The organism is Novosphingobium sp. EMRT-2, from assembly GCF_005145025.1.
Classification (GTDB): domain Bacteria; phylum Pseudomonadota; class Alphaproteobacteria; order Sphingomonadales; family Sphingomonadaceae; genus Novosphingobium.
In genome coordinates, this window is record NZ_CP039695.1 from 1,076,612 (window position 1) to 1,094,434 (window position 17,823).

At 68.6% G+C, this 17,823-nt stretch carries 16 protein-coding genes; 4 read left to right on the forward strand and 12 right to left on the reverse strand.

The annotated features are described in order from the left end of the window. Positions 1–7 precede the first annotated feature (7 nt). From xrtA to FA702_RS05370, 11 genes are all read right to left on the reverse strand, one after another. Positions 8–1,564 (reverse strand): exosortase A, encoded by a 1,557-nt coding sequence (gene xrtA / locus FA702_RS05320; RefSeq protein WP_136955303.1) that lies wholly within the window; start codon positions 1,562–1,564, stop codon positions 8–10. After that, a complete protein-coding gene (locus FA702_RS05325; protein WP_255504723.1) occupies positions 1,554–2,858 on the reverse strand; it encodes a TIGR03087 family PEP-CTERM/XrtA system glycosyltransferase in 1,305 nt (434 codons plus the stop codon). The genes xrtA and FA702_RS05325 overlap by 11 nt, the downstream gene beginning before the upstream one ends. Beyond that, a complete protein-coding gene (locus tag FA702_RS05330) occupies positions 2,792–3,853 on the reverse strand; it encodes a FemAB family XrtA/PEP-CTERM system-associated protein (RefSeq protein WP_136955304.1) in 1,062 nt (353 codons plus the stop codon). The genes FA702_RS05325 and FA702_RS05330 overlap by 67 nt, the downstream gene beginning before the upstream one ends. Then, complete coding sequence (locus FA702_RS05335) at positions 3,850–4,758, reverse strand: XrtA system polysaccharide deacetylase (protein WP_136955305.1); 909 nt, start codon at positions 4,756–4,758, stop codon at positions 3,850–3,852. The genes FA702_RS05330 and FA702_RS05335 overlap by 4 nt, the downstream gene beginning before the upstream one ends. 16 nt (positions 4,759–4,774) lie before the next feature. Next, positions 4,775–6,019 carry an XrtA/PEP-CTERM system-associated ATPase gene (locus tag FA702_RS05340; protein ID WP_136955306.1) on the reverse strand — a complete coding sequence of 415 codons (1,245 nt, stop codon included), beginning with the start codon at positions 6,017–6,019 and terminating at the stop codon, positions 4,775–4,777. Between the two features lie 16 nt (positions 6,020–6,035). Further along, positions 6,036–7,769 carry a preprotein translocase subunit YajC gene (locus FA702_RS05345; protein ID WP_136955307.1) on the reverse strand — a complete coding sequence of 578 codons (1,734 nt, stop codon included), beginning with the start codon at positions 7,767–7,769 and terminating at the stop codon, positions 6,036–6,038. 2 nt (positions 7,770–7,771) lie between these two features. Next, positions 7,772–8,770 carry an AAA family ATPase gene (locus tag FA702_RS05350; RefSeq protein ID WP_136955308.1) on the reverse strand — a complete coding sequence of 333 codons (999 nt, stop codon included), beginning with the start codon at positions 8,768–8,770 and terminating at the stop codon, positions 7,772–7,774. A gap of 16 nt (positions 8,771–8,786) precedes the next feature. Then, positions 8,787–10,307: an XrtA system polysaccharide chain length determinant gene (locus tag FA702_RS05355; RefSeq protein ID WP_136955309.1), complete on the reverse strand. Its 1,521-nt coding sequence runs from the start codon at positions 10,305–10,307 to the stop codon at positions 8,787–8,789. Positions 10,308–10,338: 31 nt separating this feature from the next. After that, positions 10,339–10,986, reverse strand: coding sequence for an XrtA/PEP-CTERM system exopolysaccharide export protein (locus tag FA702_RS05360; RefSeq protein ID WP_136955310.1), 648 nt, complete (start codon positions 10,984–10,986; stop codon positions 10,339–10,341). 210 nt (positions 10,987–11,196) lie between these two features. After that, on the reverse strand, positions 11,197–12,423 hold the full coding sequence (locus FA702_RS05365) for a pyridoxal-dependent decarboxylase, exosortase A system-associated (RefSeq protein WP_136955311.1): 1,227 nt from the start codon (positions 12,421–12,423) through the stop codon (positions 11,197–11,199). Then, positions 12,420–13,955: an acyl-CoA ligase (AMP-forming), exosortase A system-associated gene (locus tag FA702_RS05370; protein WP_136955312.1), complete on the reverse strand. Its 1,536-nt coding sequence runs from the start codon at positions 13,953–13,955 to the stop codon at positions 12,420–12,422. Before FA702_RS05370 ends, FA702_RS05365 begins: the two co-directional genes overlap by 4 nt. A gap of 36 nt (positions 13,956–13,991) precedes the next feature. Between FA702_RS05370 and FA702_RS05375 the strand changes: the two genes are divergently transcribed. The 4 genes from FA702_RS05375 to FA702_RS05390 all read left to right on the forward strand — a co-directional run bounded on the left by FA702_RS05375 (position 13,992) and on the right by FA702_RS05390 (position 16,797). Further along, positions 13,992–14,993 (forward strand): GNAT family N-acetyltransferase, encoded by a 1,002-nt coding sequence (locus FA702_RS05375; RefSeq protein WP_255504724.1) that lies wholly within the window; start codon positions 13,992–13,994, stop codon positions 14,991–14,993. A gap of 69 nt (positions 14,994–15,062) precedes the next feature. Continuing rightward, positions 15,063–15,338: a phosphopantetheine-binding protein gene (locus tag FA702_RS05380; protein ID WP_136955314.1), complete on the forward strand. Its 276-nt coding sequence runs from the start codon at positions 15,063–15,065 to the stop codon at positions 15,336–15,338. A gap of 5 nt (positions 15,339–15,343) precedes the next feature. Further along, entirely contained in the window at positions 15,344–16,015 is a 672-nt protein-coding gene (locus FA702_RS05385; RefSeq protein ID WP_136955315.1) for a hypothetical protein, read from the forward strand. Then, the gene (locus tag FA702_RS05390) at positions 16,012–16,797 is read left to right on the forward strand and encodes a hydrolase 1, exosortase A system-associated (protein ID WP_136955316.1); all 786 of its coding nucleotides are present in this window, start codon (positions 16,012–16,014) and stop codon (positions 16,795–16,797) included. The genes FA702_RS05385 and FA702_RS05390 overlap by 4 nt, the downstream gene beginning before the upstream one ends. Here FA702_RS05390 and trxB read toward each other — a convergent pair. Then, positions 16,794–17,765: a thioredoxin-disulfide reductase gene (trxB, locus tag FA702_RS05395; RefSeq protein WP_136955317.1), complete on the reverse strand. Its 972-nt coding sequence runs from the start codon at positions 17,763–17,765 to the stop codon at positions 16,794–16,796. The two genes, FA702_RS05390 and trxB, sit on opposite strands and share 4 nt — an antisense overlap. Positions 17,766–17,823: the final 58 nt, after the last annotated feature.

A 17,823-nucleotide genomic window follows, 5' to 3' on the forward strand; every position in this document is an offset into this window, starting at 1 on the left:
GCCGCGCCTATCGCATGTTGCCGGTGCGGTCCATCCAGGTCGCCACCGGACCGGTAGCACCGAGGAAGGCCCGGACGGCCGCTTCCGTCTGCCTATCGCTGCCTTCGGACGACACGATCAGCGTGGCTGTGGGCCGGCGGCGCAGCAGCAGCCGGTCGGCGATGTTGGCCAGCTTGAGCCGCGCGTTGCTGCCGGTCAGCAGATCGCCGGTGCGATACCAGGTGAGCGCGAGGCGGTGGACCGGCCCCGGCGCCTGGATCACATCGGACTTCGCACCTTCCAGCGCCAGGCCCGGCTTTTCCCACGCCCAGCTGCTGCCCAGCGGCAAGGCGCCCTGCCCGAAGCCGCCAGCCTCCTTCCCTTCCGCCTGCCCGGCATAGAGCGCGTAGGACACCTCCACCCGGTGCCCCTTCGCATCGGCATAGCTGCCCAGCAGCCGATGCTCGGCGCCCGTGTGCAGCGGCCGCCAGGGCGCGACCGGCGCCATGTCCACCCGGTGCCAACCCGGCACATCGGGCAGCAGGATCTGCGCGGGCACCGGCGCCTCCAGCCGGTTGGCCATCGCCCCCCAGCCCACGAACAGCGCGGCGATCCCGGCCAGCGCGCCCAGCGCACGGCCTTCGGGCCAGCGCAAGGCGGCTAGCCGGCCCAGTAGCGGAGAGGCGGCGATGGCGTCCGCATCGATCATCGGATCGTCGATCGCGCGATCGAAGAACTTCCAGCCCGCAGCCATGACCAGCGCCATCACGATGGCGAAGAACACCCAGCCGTAGAACACATGGTCGAAGCCGGCGGCGAAGCCGATGCCGACCTTGCCGGCGATGAACACCGTGCCCCAGGCGCGCACGCCGTTGGCTAGGATCGGCACCACCAGCGCCATTGCCATGAACGCCACCCGGCGCGGCCAGCTGCGGAAGCAGACGTTGGCGACCAGCGCGCCATAGGCCGCCATCGCGATCAGGAACTTCACGCCCGAACAGGCTTCGGCCACTTCGAAATAGCCGCCCGGTGCGGTGATGAACACGCCGTCGATCGTGGCGGGGCCTCCCGCCACAGACAACAACAGCATCGTGATCTTGGCCGTCACGGTCTGCAGCGTGGGGATCATCTCATCCCCGGCGGGCACCAGAAACAGCATGTAGAACAGCGGAAACGCCAGCGCCACGCCCACGCGCGGCCCCAGCAGCGTCAGCACGCTCGCCTGCAGCATGACCACGACCGCCAGTTGCCGCGCCAGCGAGAAGCCGGAGAAATCGCCGAGCATCCACAGGAAGCACGCCCCGGCGAACGGCAGCAGGCCCGGCCACCAGGCCGTGGGTACGAGGCGCTGCAGCCCGTCCGTCCGCAGCCAGACCAGCCAGCCGAGGATCAGCGGAATCAGCAGCGCGTGATTGTAGGTCGAGCTGTCCCACCATTGCAGCGCCATGTCGCGCCAGTCGCCGGCGAACAGCGCGAACACGCCGAGCCATGCCGTGGCAACGAACAGCAACGGCCGCCGCCAGCTTTCCGGCACGGCCAAAACGAAACGCTGGACGAAAGACAGCGGCACGGCATCAGGCCGCATGGCGATCCCCCCTGCGGTCCGCACCCAGCAGGGCCGGCAGCGGGTCGAGCGCGCGGTCCCACCCGCACCGGTCGACCACGAAGCGCCGCCCGGCCGCGCCCATGCTGCGCGCCAGCGCCGTATCGGCAAGCAGCGCCAGCGTGTGCGTGGCGAAATCCTCCGGCCCGTCCGCGACCGCGAGGTCTTGTCCCACGCGCGCCGGGATGCCGGTAGCGGCCGCGCGCGTCGCCAGTACGGGGCGCGCCATGGCCATGGCCTCCAGCACCTTGTTCTGCACGCCGCGCGCGATCAGCAGCGGCGCGACGACCAGATCGGCCCCGGCGAGCCAGGGGCGGACATCCGGCACGGTGCCCGTCACGCGGCATCCGTTGCGGCCTTGCAGTGCCTGCACCTCGGCCACCGGTGCACGGCCGACCACGTTGAATTCGGCTTGCGCAAACCGCTCGCGCACGCGCGGCATGACCTGGCGCGCGAAGAACTGCACCGCCGCGATGTTCGGCGGATAGTCCATCTGCCCGGTAAAGACGATCTGCGGCCCGGCGCGCAGCATCTCGGGCGCGGGCGCGATGCCCGAGGGATCGTAGAACCGCCAGTCGATCCCGTTGGGCAGCGCCATCACCCGGGTTCCGCGCCGATGCTGCAGGCGATCGCGGAACAGCGTGGCTTCCTCATCGGTCACCAGTACGCTGGCGGTGGCGCGATGCGCGATCTTTTCCTCGAACCGGCGCAGGAGGTTCGCCTCGCGCCGGTACATCACCCGCACCGCTGGATTGCCTGCGCGCGCATAGGCTTCGAACTTGGCGGAATCGACATCCACAAAGTCCATCACCACCGGCCCGGTGAAATCCTCCGGAATGTATTGCGCCATCTGCCCGGAGAACACGAAGATCGCCGAGATCGGCCGGGTCGCCAGCGTCTCGCGCACGAAGCGGCGGATGGCCGGCGAGGAAAACGCGGTCAGGCTGACGGGCTTGCCCGTTGCCAGCGCCTGCGCGGCGGCTACGGGAACCGACTTGGTCCGCGCGACAAGGCACAGGCCGGCCGAAATCGCCGCCAGTTCCGGTTCGTGCGACCAGTCCGCCTCGTCATCGGCAAAGCACGCGACATGAACCGGCGCCAGCGCGCTGATCCGGCGCAGCATGTGACACGAGCGGATCTTGTCGCCGCGATCGGGCGGAAACGGCATCCGGTGCGCCAGAAACAGGATTTCGCCCATGGCCGCGCCCGTCACGCCAGCCCGGTCGCGATCAGCGGACCGAGCCGGTTTGCGATCGGCAGCGGCAGTTTCTGCCACGCGGCGATCTTGGCGCGATAGCGCGGGCTGAGCGGATTGACGTCGCGCGGAGGAACGCCATCGGCGGACCAAGTGGCATAGGACAGCGGCTCCGGCACGAAGCCCCAGTTGCGCTTGAAATGGTAGGCGCCGCTGTCGGTCTTGGACCGGCCGAAATCGAACCGGTCGCAACCCCGGCCGCGCGCGTGGTTCATCAGCGCGTAGTACATCACGTCGTTGGCGCGCAGCGCGCGCGCCGCGAACACGCCGCCTCCCCAATAGGGCATGACCGCGCCGCGATGGTACAGGCTGAGCACGCTGGCGACCGGCTTGCCCTGGTGCAGCACCGTCAGGATATCCGCATCCGCAACGAAGAGGTCCATCACCGCATCGAACAGGCGCTTGGGGAATACCGGCGTGCCCAGGTTGCGCACGGATTCGGCATAGACCGCGTAGTGCATCGCGCGATCCGCCCCGGACCGGCCGACCCGCACTTCCAGATCGTTGCCCAGCCCCTTGCGCACTTCCGCGCGCTGTTTGCGCGGGACAGCGAGCAACTGCGCTTCATCGTCGGCGGCCAGCGGCAGGACGAAGCCGGCGTGGCTATCCTGCTTGATGTGCCAACCCGCGCCGTCCGGCATCACGCCGCCGCGCAGCTCGATCGTGGGCGTGGACAGACGGCGGGCCAGTTCGCGCGCGGCATCGAACAGCGCCGTGGCTTCGCCCGCATCGCCGATCAGCCCGCCGCCCACTGCGAACCCGGTCGAGACCAGCGCGCGGCCGAAAAGCGGGGAGTGCGCCGCGTGCAACGGCAGCATCGCGGTAATCGCGCCATCACGCTCGGCCAGCAGCAGGTGCGCGCGGTGCCCGGTGGCGCGCTCCACTGCCTCGATCCATTCCAGGCGGTGGAACGGCGTGGCGGCGGGGTCTTCGGCCAGGAAACGCGCCATCGCGGGGCGATCCCCGGGATCGGCAAGGCGCACGCGCGCCGCCATGAAGCGGAACGGCGCGTTCATGCCGCCTTCTCCAGCACGGTTTCGGCCGGCAGAGCCAAGGCCATCTGGCCCGCCGCCACCGCGTCCATCCGCCCCCAGCGGAAATCGCGGATCAGCCGGTCCAACTTGGCCGCCATGACCGAGAGGTTGGTATAGTGCCGGAACTTCGAGCGCAGCGGCGCGGAAGCGACGCGCGGCTGTTCCGGGTCGATTTCCCACGGATGGAAATAGAACACGGCGGGCCGGCCATCGACGCTGTTGACCTGCCGGATCGCCCAGCGCGAAAGCGGATAGGGCAGCAGGCGGAAGAAGCCGCCGCCGCCCGCCGCCATGCGCCGACCGGCAACCTCCGCCGTCGTCACCGGAATCTCGATAAGGTCCGCACCCGCGACCGGGTGGAAGGCGAAACGCGGCGCCTCTCGCCAGCCGTAGTGATCGTGCACGATCGGGGCGACGCTAGAGGAATAGACATAGCCCTGCTCCGCCAGCACCTCGTGCGCCCACGGCGTGCGCGCATCGATCGAGAAACTGGGCGCGCGATAGCCCGTCACGCGCTGGCCGCCGGCATCTTCCAGCACCGCCCGCGCCCGCGCAATGTCCTCGGCAAAGGCCCTCGCGCCCAGCGTGAACACCCGGGCATGGTCCCAGCCGTGGCTGGCGATCTCGTGCCCTTCGTCGGCGATGCGCCGGATCATCGCGGGATAGCGCTGCGCCACCCAGCCCAGCGTGAAGAACGTGCCCTTCACCCCGGCATCGGCAAACAGGCGCAGGATCACATCGCAATTGCGTTCCACGCGGCAGGAAAGGCCATCCCAGTCACCGCGATCGATCACGGTTTCGAACGCGCCGACCTGGAACCAGTCCTCGACATCGACCGAAAGGCCGTTGAGCGGCGCCTGGGTGGACCCTGTGCTCGACCAGGTCATCGGCACGCTTTCCTCCTCAGGCCGCGAGGCGCGGCTTCTGCTCGCTTTCCAGCCATTCGATCAGCATGGTCAGGACATGGCGGATCGCCTGCTCCTGCTCGGCCAGCCGCGTTTCCAGTGCGGCGACGCGACCGTTGGCATCCTCCAGCGCGGCGGCGAGTTCATCGCGAGCCGGGTCCTCCGCCGTTGCGGCCGGTCGCTGTTCGGCGAGTTCGATCACGGCCTGCTGCAGTTCGGCAATCTGTTCGTCGCGGCTGGCCAGCGCCTGCTGGATCAGTGACAGGTCGAACGCCGGTTGCGCAGGAGCCTCGGGCGCGGCTTTGCCGGCCGGCTGAACGTCGCGCTCCAGCGCGGGTTCGGGCGCGGCAAAGGAATCCATAACCGGCAGCGCATCGGCCAGCGCAGGTTCGGCCGCCGGGGCCGGTTGCGCGGCCACGGCACCGCCCGCCGCATCGCGATCGAGATCGGTCAGCACGTCCTTGAGCATTGCGTTGTCGATGCCCGGGGATTGTTCGATCGCGCCCATCAGCAGCAGGCGGCTGACGATCTGGTTGATCCGGCGCGGCACACCGCCGCTTGCCCGCGCGAGATCGGCATAGACGCGCGGCTCGAACGCGGGATTGCCCGTCCAGCCCACACGCGCGAGGCGGTGTTCGATATACGGCCCCACCTCGCCCGCTTCCATGGCATCGAGATGGTGCGAGGCGATCACGCGCTGACGCAACTGCTCCAGTTCGGGCGAAGTCTGCAGCAGCGTGCGGAATTCCGGCTGGCCCAGCAGCAGCATCTGCAGCAGCGGATGCGCGCCGAGCTGGAAGTTCGACAGCATCCGCAGTTCTTCGAGCGCGCCGATCGAAAGGTTCTGCGCTTCGTCCACCACCAGCAGGCAGCGGCGGCCGGCGCGCGCTTCCTCGTGCAGGAACACCTCGATCGCCGCGAGCGCGGAAGCCTTGTCGTGCCCCGGCACGTGCAGGCCGAAGGCGCGCGCGGCAACGTGGATCAGCTCCTCGCCATCGAGCTTGCTGGTAACGATCTGGCCGGCGGTCAGCCGCTGGCGGTCGATCGTCGCCATCAGGTGCGCGGCCAGCGTGGATTTGCCCGCGCCGACCTCGCCGGTGATGACGATGAACCCTTCGCCCTGCGCCAGACCATAGCCCAGGTACGACAGCGCCTTGCGGTGCGTCGTGCTCTCGAAATAGAAATCCGGGTCCGGCGTAAGCTGGAAGGGGCGCCCTGTCAGCCCATAGAACGTATCGTACATCGAAGCCCCCCGGGCGTTAGAAATTGTAGCGCAGGGCGATCCGGCCCGATGCGACGAGTTCGTCCGGCGCCGCCTTTCGGCTGAAGCCATCGATGCCCACCGCCGCGCTGCCGACCAGACGATCGGTCAGGTTGCGGAAATAGGAAGCGTTGGCGCCCACCGCGTTGCCCTTGGCATTGCCAGCCGAACCGCTGTTGTACCAAGCGCTGTAAACCGCCACGGCGAAACTGGATCGCCGGTCGAGCCGGCCGGAAACGCCGCCATCGACATACCAGCTTTCGTCCACGGTGCTATCGGCAAGGCCCAATACCGTGCCCCGCGCGGCAATGAACTTGCGGCGGACATAGCCGGCGCCGATCCCCGCGCGCAGGCGGCCCACGGTCATCCCGTACGTCGCGTTGACGCCCCGGGCGCGGAACACCGACGACGACAGCGAGGCCAGCGCGCCGTCGACGCAGCCGCCGCCGGTCGAACCGATGCCGCAACCGCTGATGTTGCCGTTGAACGGATCGCGGCCGACCTCGAAGTCGGTCGGCACGTCGCGCAGCGCGTTGCCCAGCGAGGAACCGAAGCCGGAAATGCCGTCATAGACCGAGATACCCAGCGCGCTGCGCGCATTGGGCGCATAGCTGAAGCTGCCGTAATAGGTCGTGCTGTCGTACCGGCGGCCGACGAAGGCCGAAAGCGATGTGCGCCGGCTGGGCCGCCACATCACGCCGGCATCCCAGCTGAGACCGCTGAAGTCATAGGCGATCACGCGCGGCTTGGACTTGTCGGTGACGAAGCGGCCGTTGCTGCCGATCACCGGCACGCCGTTGACGTCATAGACCGCATCGCGGGCCGAAACCTGCACGTCCTGATACCCGACATCGCCCACCAGCGCGAGGTCCTGCGTCACCGGCAGGGTCACCTGCACGCCGGCGTTCAGTTCGCGATAGCGCTGGTCGAGGTTGGAAATGTCTTCCTGCGCATAGCGGCCGCTGGCGGTCACGCCCACCGGCGCGATCACGCCGGGGCGTACGCCTGCCGAAAGCTGCGCCGATTGCGAAAGCGAATGATCGAAGATGTTGGAGCTGGGCTGCCCGGCCACGGCGGTCACGCCGTTCTTGGTATCCACCTTGGTGTAGCCCACCATGTAGGAGCCGTTGACCGCCACATCGCCGACATGCGTCGCCAGCGCCGGCCCGGCATAGGCCGAATAGATCTGCGTGGTCGCGCTGCTGGTGGCCACGGGGTTCAGGCTGCCCGCGCCGGTCGCATCGACGCGGGTCCGCGTCGCCAGGCCGCCGGCTTCCACCGACAGCGTGCGCGGGATCAGATCGTGCTTCACCCGGGCGAGGCCCGAGATCGTGTCGCCGTTGGCGGTATTGCCCTTTTCGGTGATGCGCCGTTCGTAGCGGAACGAGACCGCGCCTTGCGTGTTGCGCCCGTTAAGCGCCACATCGACCCCGGCCGCGATCGCGGTGTAGGTGAGCACGTCGTCGCCGGGCTTCAGTTCGGCCAGCAGGTTCTGCGAGACTTCGAGATAGGGCTGGATCGTGGTCCGCGCGCCGCCGCCGGCGGAACGGATCGAATGACCACCCCGGCCCTTCGCGGAAGCGTCCCCACCCGCGTCGCCGCCGCCCGAGGCGTCATCGACATTGCCATAGTCAAGCTTCTGCGCCAGCGCGGGCGCGCCGTGCAGCGCCAGCAGCGCTGCGGCCCCGTGCAGGGCGAATTGCGCGCCCCGGCGCGTGGAAAGGCGGGCCATCTTCATTCCTTGTACCCGTAATAAGAGCCGAAACGCCGGCCTGTGGGTGAGAAGCGCGTGCAGTTGAGCAGCAGCCGGATGTTCTCGCAGCCGGAAAGGATGTTCACCGCGTCGCGCAGTTCGGCTTCGCCGGTCTGGTCCGCACGGACGACCATCATCGCCTGTCCGACATGCATGGCCAGCTCCGAAGCCGGAGAGGCCGCCAGCGCGGGCGGGCTGTCGAAGATGACGATGCGGTTGGGCGCGTGCGCCGTCAGCCGGTCCAGCACCGTACGCGTTCGTGCGGACGCCAGGTATTCGGTGTCGGAGCCGGTCGAATTGCCGGCCGGCAGCACGAATAGGCCGGGAATGTCGGTGCCGAGGATGCAGTCCTCGACCACGACCGATGGATCGGCCAGCGCGTCCATCAGGCCGGGGCCGCCGGGCAGCCCGAGCGCGGACAGCACGCTGGGCTTGGCGAAATCAGCATCGACCAGCAGGACTTCGTTGTCCTTTTCCGCCGCGATCGACAGCGCCAGATTGGTGGCGCAGAACGTCTTGCCCTCGCCCGGGTGGGCCGAACAGACAAGAATGCGCTCGCCATGCGGGGCGCCGCGCCCGGCGCGCGAATCCGCCGCCGTCAGCAGCAGCTGGCGCTTCACGATGCGAAACTCTTCCAGCAGTTCCGTCACCGCGCCATCGGGTTCGATCAGGCACTGTTCGCGCAAGTGCAGGCGGTCGATCGGATGCAGCTTGCCCTTGAAGACCTGTTCCGCCGGGATACCGTCAAGCACGGGTTGCGCCGCCACCGGTGCCGGACCGTCCACGGCCGCCGGCAAGGGCGGCACGGGCGCGACAGGCGTGACGGGCGCGGCATCAGGCGCAGACGCTTCCGGAGCCGGTTCGCTGGGAGCGGCGGGCACCGGAGTCTGCAACACCTTGCGGAAATCGAACGTCCCGGCCGCGCGCTCAATCAGCGACGGGCCGGAAGGCGGCAGCGGGATTTTGCTCTGGTCGGTCATCTTCAACCCCGCTTCCTCACGCCACCATGCCGCGTTTCATGAATTCGACCGCCAGCAGCAGCACCAGCACGGCCACAAGGCCCGCGCTTGCGCCGGCGAACCATTTGAGGTGCCGGTTGCGCAGCGCCCGCGCCTGGCGCGTCAGCGTCAGCGACACGGAGCCGAGCACCGGCATCCCGGAGGCCCGTTCGAGCTGGCCGGTCGTGGTGTAGGTCGATCGCAACTGCGCCACCGCGAACGCCGCGCCGCAGCCCGCGCCCAGGCCCACGATCAGCACCAGCATCAGCAGCAACGGCCGATCCGGAGCCGCCGGCGCGCGCGGCGTGGAGGGCGGATCGATCACGTCGAACTTCACCGCATCGTGTTCGGATTCCACCTGGCCGCGCAGGCGAAGCTGTTCGCGATCGCGCAGCAGCTTGTCGTACTGTTCCTTCAGCACGTCATAATCGCGATTGATCCGCGCCGCTTCGGCGGCGACCGCCGGTTCGCTGTATTGCTTGCCGGTAAGCTGGCCGATTTCGCCCTGGAGCGATGCCTTGCGCGATTGCAGCGCCACCACGCTTGCCTCGCGATCCGCCTTGATCGACTGGAGCGAGGAATAGGCCGGGTTGGGCGTGCCGCCGACGTGCCCGCTTTCCGATGCCGCCTGCCGTGAGAGGCTGGCGATCTGGCTCTTGAGCGCGATCACATCGGGGTGGCTGTCGGTAAGGCCGCGCGCGCGCATCGATGCGAGATCAGACTGCGCCTGCGCCAGCGCACCCTTGGCGCCGCCCGATACGCCGGGCACCATGATCGTCTGCGGCGTACCCGAAAGCTGGCCGTTGATCGAGGCGAGCGCGCTTTGCGCCGCCAGCAGATCGGATTCGACGCCGCGCAGTTCGGAACGCGCGCTTTCCAGCTTCGCGCCCAGCGATCCGCTGCCGGGAATGAGATCGGTGTTCTTCGCCTCGAATTCCTGGCGCTTCTGTTCGGCAGCTTCGAGATCCTTCTGACGATCGGCCAGCTGCTGATCCATGAAGGCAAGCGTGCTGCTCATCTCGCCGCGACCGCCGGCCAGGTTCTCCTCGCGGAAGATGTCGATCATCTTCTGCACGATGTCCTGCGCCAGCTTGGCGTTCTGCACGTCGGTATAGCCACCGCTGCCGGAGCTGGCGGAAATCTCGAACAGGTTGTCCTGCTGGCTGACCACCTTGATCCGCGCGCCCAGGCCCTGGACCGCCGATTCCATCTGCTTGTCGCTGGTGATCTTGTCGCCCAGCCGCGTCGCGCGGATGACCTTCTCGAGATTGACCGAGCTGGTCAGCGTCTGGCGCACGCGCTCGATATCGCGCTTGCCGTCGTTGCCCACGCCGATCTGGTCGGACAGCACGTTGTCGGTCTGGACGAAGATGCGCGCTTTCGATTCGTAGCTGTTCGGCACCATCGCCACGAAGACCCACCCGACAAGGCAGACCAGCCAGGCGATGCCCAGCGCCAGCCAGCGCCGGTGCCAGATACCGTAAAGCGCGATGCGCACTTCTTCGTAGATGTTGGTCATCGCCGGAAAGGCCCCCTCGTCCCGCCGCCGCTCAGAACGTGCTCTCGGGGATGATGATCACATCCCCGGGCATGAGCAGGACGTTGGCCTTGCTGTCCCCCTTGCGCAGCAAATCGCCCAACTTGACCGCGTATTCCTTCTGCTTGCCGGTCTGCTTGTCGAAGCGGATCAGGCGGGCGCGGTTGCCGGCGGCGTATTCGGACAGACCGCCCACCGCGATCATCGCGTCGAGCAGCGTCATGTTGGCGCGATAGGGGATCGAGGCCGGCTTCTCCGTCGCCCCGACGATCCGCACCTGCTGGCTGAACGTGCCCGCGAACTTGTTGACGATGACCGAGACGATCGGCTCCTGGATATATTGCGAGAGCTGGAGCTTGAGGTCTTCCGCCAGCATCGAGGGCGTCTTGCCCACCGCCGGCATGTCGGTAATCAGCGGCGTGGTGATGCGCCCGTCGGGCCGGACCTGCACGCTCGCGCCGAGTTCGGGGTTGCGCCACACGAAGATCGTCAGTTCGTCGAGCGGGCCGATCACGTATTCCTCGCCCGGCCCTTCCTGCAGCGAGACGAACGAGGCCGGCGGAAGCTGCGGCTTGCCGCCCGAACCCGCACAGCCCGAAAGGGCAAGGCTTGCCATGGCGGTGCCGGCAAGCAGGCGGGTCAGACGCGTATCGATCGGCATGGACTGTCCTTTTCCGAGCCAGCGACGACGCTTCCGCCGTCCCGCCAAGGGACACGGAAGGCACCGCTATTCAGTGTCGGCTATCGCGAAAAAGGGTGAAGATACCGTTAGCCTTCTCTGAACCGCGCCTGCAAAACATCGGTAATTTGCGGCCAGTCCCGAAACGGTACGGAATGGCGGGGCGGTATGAAAATCCGCTCCGTTACGGATTCATACGAGGATTTCCGCCGCCGGCCCCTGCCCCAGGAACATCGCCGGGCTGGCGCTGGCGCCATAGGCCCCGGCGCAGAAGATCGCCACCAGATCGCCCGGATAGGCGCGGGGAAAGCCGCCCTTGTCGGCTAGCCGGTCGAGCGGGGTGCAAAGGCAGCCGACGATGCTCGCCTCCTCCTCCACCGGTGCGTCGAACCGCGTGGCGATGGCGCTGGGATAGTTGCGCCGCACCACCGTGCCGAAGTTGCCGCTGGCGGCAAGCTGGTGATGCAGACCGCCATCGGTGACGAGATAAATCTCGCCATGGCTTTCCTTACGATCGACGATCCGGTTCAGATAGACGCCCGCTTCGCCCACCAGATAGCGGCCCAGCTCGATGCAGAAATGCGTCTCGGCCAGCACCGCCGGCAGGTCCGCGAAGCGTTCGCCGAGAGCCGCGCCCACAGCCTCCGCGTCCACCGGCTCGTCGCCGGGGAAATAGGGAATGCCCATGCCACCGCCCAGGTTGCACTTGGGCAGCGGCGCGCCGCTTTCCTCCGCCAGCCGCGCCGCCAGTTGCAGCGTCTGCGCCTGCGTATCGGCGATGGCAGCGGCATCAAGCGCCTGACTTCCCGCAAAAATATGGAAACCCCGCCATTCCGCGCCGGACGCGATCAGGCGGCGCGCCAGAGCCGGCACGCGCTCCGCGTCGATCCCGAACGGCTTGGCCCCGCCGCCCATTTTCATGCCCGATCCCTTGAGATCGAAATCGGGATTGACGCGAATGGCAAGGCGCGGCGTCCGCCCCAGCCGTTCGGCGATGGACAAGGCGCGGTCCGCCTCTCCTTCCGATTCGAGATTGAGCGTCACGCCTCTGGCAATCGCGGCTTCCAGTTCCGCGTCGCGCTTGCCCGGTCCGGCAAAGCTCACCAGACCCGGATCGATGCCGGCGGCCTCCACCATCGCCAGTTCGCCGCCCGACGCGATGTCGAACCCGTCGACCAGCCCGGCCATGTGCGCCAGCAGCGGCCCGAACGGGTTGGCCTTCACCGCGTAGTGGATCGCCAGCCGCTCCGGCATCGCCGCGCGCAGGCCGGCCATCTTCCGGTCGAGCAATTCGCGCGCATAGACGAACAGCGGCGTGCGCCCGGCCTCCTCCACTAGGTCGCTCGCCTTGCGACCGGCGATGGCCAGTTCCCCGTCAATCGCGGCGAAACCGGGCGGGATGGGACCGAGCGGCTTCATGCGTTCCCTCCGCCCGCGATTTCGGCGGCGAGGGCCACGCGGTCCAGCTTGCCGTTGGGGCTGACCGGCATGTCCGCCCGCCAGTGGACGTGGCGCGGCACCATGAAATTGGGCAGCGCGCGGGTCAGCGCGGGCAGCAGTTCCGCCTTGGCTTTCTCCGGCGCCACGGCGGGCCGGGCGACAAGATGGATCGCGTGCCCCAGGTGCGGATCAGGCAGGCCCAGCGCAACGGCTTCGGCGACCAGCCCGGTGGCAACCGCCGCTTCCTCCACTTCCTGCGGGCTGACACGGTTGCCCGATGTCTTGATCATGGCATCGCGCCGCCCCACGAAATGCAGCAGCCCTTCAGCGTCGCGCCGCACGCGATCGCCCGACCACACCGCCATGCCGCCCAGCGCGGAGAACGCGGGCGCGGGGCGGAAGCGCTCGGCGGTGCGTTCGGCGTCTTGCCAATAGCCCTGCGCCACGAGCGGCCCGGCATGGACCAGTTCGCCTTCCTCGTCCGGCGCGGCTTCGGCACCGCCGTCGGCCACCACCATGATCTCGGCAAAGGGAATCGCGCGACCGATCGATGTCGGATGGGCGTCCACCAGATCGGGATCGAGATAAGCGGAACGGAACGCCTCGGTCAGGCCGTACATCGGATAGAGCCGCGCTTCGGGAAACGTCGCGCGCAAGGCGCGCACCAGCGAGGGCGTCAGCGCGCCGCCGCTGTTGGTCAGCCGGCGCAGTTGCCGGGCGGCATCCTCGGGCCAGTCCTGCTCCACCAGTTGCAGCCACAGCGGCGGAACCGCGGCAATGCTGGTCACGCCATCGCGCGCCACGGCCTTCACCACATCGCGCGGGGTCAGGTAATCGAGCGGCACCACCGCGCCCCCGGCATACCAGGTCGAAAGCAACTGGTTCTGGCCGTAATCGAACGCGAAGGGCAGCACCGCCAGCACGCGGTCGGCCGGCGTCACTTTCAGGTAGTGCGCCACGCTGACCGCCCCCAGCCACAGGTTTGCGTGGCTGAGCACCACACCCTTGGGCCGGCCGGTCGAGCCGCTGGTGTAGAGAATCGCCGCCAGATCATCGGGCGCGGCCTTGCTTGGGGGCAGCGGATCGGCCTCCCCGCCCAGCCCCTCGCGCACGCCGGCTTCCTCGCACAGCGCGGCCTGCCCGGCATCGCCCGGCTCCAGCGTATCGAGCCGCGCCGTGTTGGAAATCATCAGCCGCGCGCCGCTGTCAGCCAGAATGTGCGCCACCTGCGCCCGCTTGAGCAACGGATTCACCGGAACGTGCACCAGCCCGGCGCGCACGGCCGCCAGCGGCATCAGGCAGGCCAGCTCGGTCTTGGCCAGCCATGTGGCCACCCGCGCGCCCTTTTCCGGCACCTGCCGGGCGAGCCATGCCGCCAAGCGGCCTACACGGTCATTTAACGCCTCGAAGCTAAGGGTCTCGTTCCGCAGGATCAGCGCCGGGGCTTCCGGCGCGCCACGCAAGGGCAAGTGGTCCAGCGGATGAACGGCAGGATCGGGATCGGCGGACACGCGGTTTTCGGACCTTCGCAACGGGGAATTCGGTTCTTGGGCGCCATCGTCTATCACGCCAGTCTTAACGAAGCGCAAGAAGACGCCGCGCTTTCGCGCCTGCTCGGCCGCGAGATGCAGCGCGCGCCGTTCGACCGGCTGGACTGGTACGCCCTGCTGGCGCGCGAATGCCTCGATCCCGCGCGCTGCTTCCTCGCCGCCGCGCGCGACGGGGACGAACGCGCGGTGCTGCCCCTGCGCCAGACCGCGCCGGGCACGCTGGAGCCGCTTGGCAACTGGTACAGCTTCTTCACCCGCGCGCGCTGGACCGATCATGGCGCGGCGCTGCTGGAAGGCATCGCGCGCGACCTGTCGCGCACGCACGACCAGATCGTGCTGTCGCCGCTGCCCGAGGAAGACGTGGCGCCGCTGGCCGCCGCGTTCCGCAAGGCGGGCTGGCTGGCCTTTGCCTCTCCCTGCGACACCAACCATATCCTGCCGGTGGACGGCCGCAGCTTTGCCGAATACTGGGCCGCCCGCCCCGGCCGCCTGCGCGAAACCGTGCGGCGCAAGGGCAAAAAGGGCGTGGTCGACCTGCGCATCGCCACCGCGTTCAATGATGCAGACTGGGCCGCCTATGAAACGATCTATCGGCTGAGCTGGAAGCCGGAAGAAGGCAGCCCCGCCTTCCTGCGCCGCTTCGCCGAAGCCGAAAGCGCGGCCGGCAACCTGCGGCTGGGCATCGCCACGATCGACGGCAAGCCCGTGGCCGCGCAGTTCTGGACGGTGGAGGGCGGCACCGCCTTCATTCACAAGCTGGCGCACGATGAAAGCGCCAAGGCCCATTCGCCCGGCACGCTGCTGACCGCCGCGCTGTTCGAGCATGTGATCGATCGCGACCACGTGCGCGAAGTGGACTTCGGCACCGGCGACGATCCCTACAAGCGCGACTGGATGGAAAGCACCCGCACGCGCTGGCAGGTGGCGTTCTACCGTCCGCTCGCTCCGCGCCGCTGGCCGGCCATCGCCAAGGCGCTCGTGCGCGGCGGGCGGACGTAACGCCCCTTGCTCCGGACTCCCGCGCTGGCTAGACGCCGCGAAAACCATGATATCAGGGAAGGTTCGATAGTGACCGGTCTGGCCAACGACGAAACCGACACGCTGCTCCGCGCGATCCTGCGCGACGTTCTGGGTCTCGCGGCGGACCGCGTTGCCGCGTTCGATGCGGATACCGGGCTGTTCGGCGCGCTGCCCGAACTCGATTCGATGGCCGTGGCCGGCCTGCTCACCGAAATGGAAGACCGCTTCGACATCGTGATCGATGATGACGAAGTCGATGGCGAGTTGCTGGAAACCTACGGCAACCTGCTCGCCTTCGCGCAGGTCAAGCGCGCGGCCGCCTGATCGCGGTGTTCGCCGACTGGCCCTGCCCCGGCCCGGAAGGCCCCGCCAACGAACAGGCGCTCGCGTTCGACCGTGACCGCGCGCACCGCCTGCTGATCGTGCCCGCGCTGTTCGAGGAAGCGAACCGCACGCGGCGCTTCCTGGTCGAAACCATGCGCCGGCTCGACGCCGCCGGGATCGACAGCTTCCTGCCCGACTTGCCCGGCTGCAACGAAAGCCCGCAAGAGTTCGCCGCTCAGAGCCTCCACGCCTGGCGCACCGCCATGGCACAGGCGGCGGCGCACTTCGCCGTAACGCATGTGCTGGCGGTGCGTGGCGGGGCGCTGGTCTTTCCCACCTCGCTGCCGGGCTGGGTGCTGGAGCCGGTCAAGGGCGCTACGGTCCTGCGCCAGTTGATCCGCGCCCGCACGCTCTCCGCGCGCGAGGCCGGCCGTGAGGAGGACAGCGCCGTGCTCCTGAACCTGGGCCGCGCCGAGGGGCTGGACCTCGCCGGCTACCGGTGCGGAGCCTCGCTGATCGCGGGGCTGGAAACCGCTTTGCCGGCGGACGAGGCACAGCGCACGATCCGGCAGGCCGAGCTTGGCGGCGGCGCGCTGTGGCTGCGCGCCGAACCGGGTGAGGATGCGGCGCAATCGGAGGCCCTGGCCGCCCTCATCGCGCGCGAGGTCGCGGCATGAACCGCCAGCACCTGTCATTTCCGTGCGAAGGCGCGATGCTGGCCGGCACGCTGGACATGGCGAGCGCCACGGGGACTACGGGCCTGCTGATCGTTTCGGGCGGCAACGAAATCCGCGCCGGAGCGTGGGCCGGGCAAGCGCAACTCGCGGCCCGATTGGCGCGCCATGGCGTTCCCGTGTTCCGCTTCGACCGGCGCGGCGTGGGCGACAGCGAAGGCGCGAACGGGGGATTCCGCTCCAGCCGCTATGACCTCGCCGCCGCGATCGCCGCGTTCCGCAAGGCTGCGCCGCACGTCCGCCGCGTGGTGGCTTTCGGCAACTGCGATGCCGCCGCCGCGCTGCTGTTGCATCACGCCGGGCTGGGCATCGACGCGCTGGTGCTGGCGAATCCGTGGACGATCGATGGCGAGGAGGCGCCCGAGGCGATGCCCGCCGCCGCGATCCGCCAGCGTTACCTCGCCAAGCTGAAGAACCCGCGCGAAGTGCTGCGCCTGCTGACGGGCGGCGTGAACATCGCCAAGCTGTTCCGGGGCCTGCGCAGCGCCGCCGCGCCGGCGGCCGCGCCGTCGTCGCTGGTGGACGCCTTGCGCGCCGGGGCGGAGGCGTTCGCCGGGCCGCTCACCATCCTGCTCGCCAGCGGCGACCGCACCGCGCAACTGTTCGAGGCGGCGTGGCCGAAGGACGATCCGCGCATCCGGCGGATCGCCAGCGCCTCGCACAGTTTTTCCGACGAAGCGGCGCGCGAATGGCTGTTCGCGCGCCTGCTGGATGTGCTGGCTTAGCCGACCGCTTCCGTCTTGCTGGCCGCGAAATCGAGTTCGGCCACGAACCGTTCCGCATCCAACGCCGCCATGCAGCCCGTGCCGGCCGCCGTTACCGCCTGGCGATAGGTGTGGTCCATCACGTCACCAGCCGCGAACACGCCCGGGATCGCGGTCTTGGGCGTGCCCGGCTCGACCACGATGTAGCCGCTCTCGTCCAGCTCCAACTTGCTCTTGAACAGTTCGGTCGCCGGAGCGTGACCGATCGCGACGAAAGCGCCGTCCGTCTCCACCACGGACTGCTCGCCCGTCTGGGTATCGATCACTGCCACGCCGGTCAGGCCCTTGCCGGGCTCGCCCACGAAACGGTCGACCTTCTTGTTCCACAGCACCTTCACGTTGGGATGCGCGAACAGGCGGTCCTGCAGGATCTTTTCGGCGCGGAACGAATCGCGGCGGTGGATGATCGTGACGTCCTGCGAATGGTTGGTCAGGTACAGCGCTTCCTCGACCGCGGTGTTGCCGCCACCGATGACCACGACCTTCTTGCCGCGATAGAAGAACCCGTCGCAGGTGGCGCAGGCCGAAACGCCCTTGCCGCCGAACTCGACTTCGCCCGGCACGCCCAGCCACTTGGCCTGCGCGCCCGTGGCGATCACCAGCGTATCGCCTTCGTAGATGTCGCCGCTATCGCCCACCGCGCGGAACGGCGGACCTTCCAGGCTGACCTCGGTAATCGTGTCCCACAGCATCCGCGTACCGACGTGCTCGGCCTGGGCCTGCATTTCCTGCACCAGCCACGGTCCCTGCACGGCTTCGCGGAAACCGGGATAATTCTCGACGTCGGTGGTGATGGTCAGCTGGCCGCCGGGCTGAAGACCCTGCACCACGATCGGCTCCATCCCGGCTCGCGCGCCATAGATCGCGGCGGTCAGGCCGGCGGGGCCGGAACCGATGATGAGCATGCGGGTCTTGTGCGTGGTGGCCATGGTGAACTCCGGTCGGGGCCTGTGGCAACGGGTGCCGAAACTGGGCAAGCGACATAGG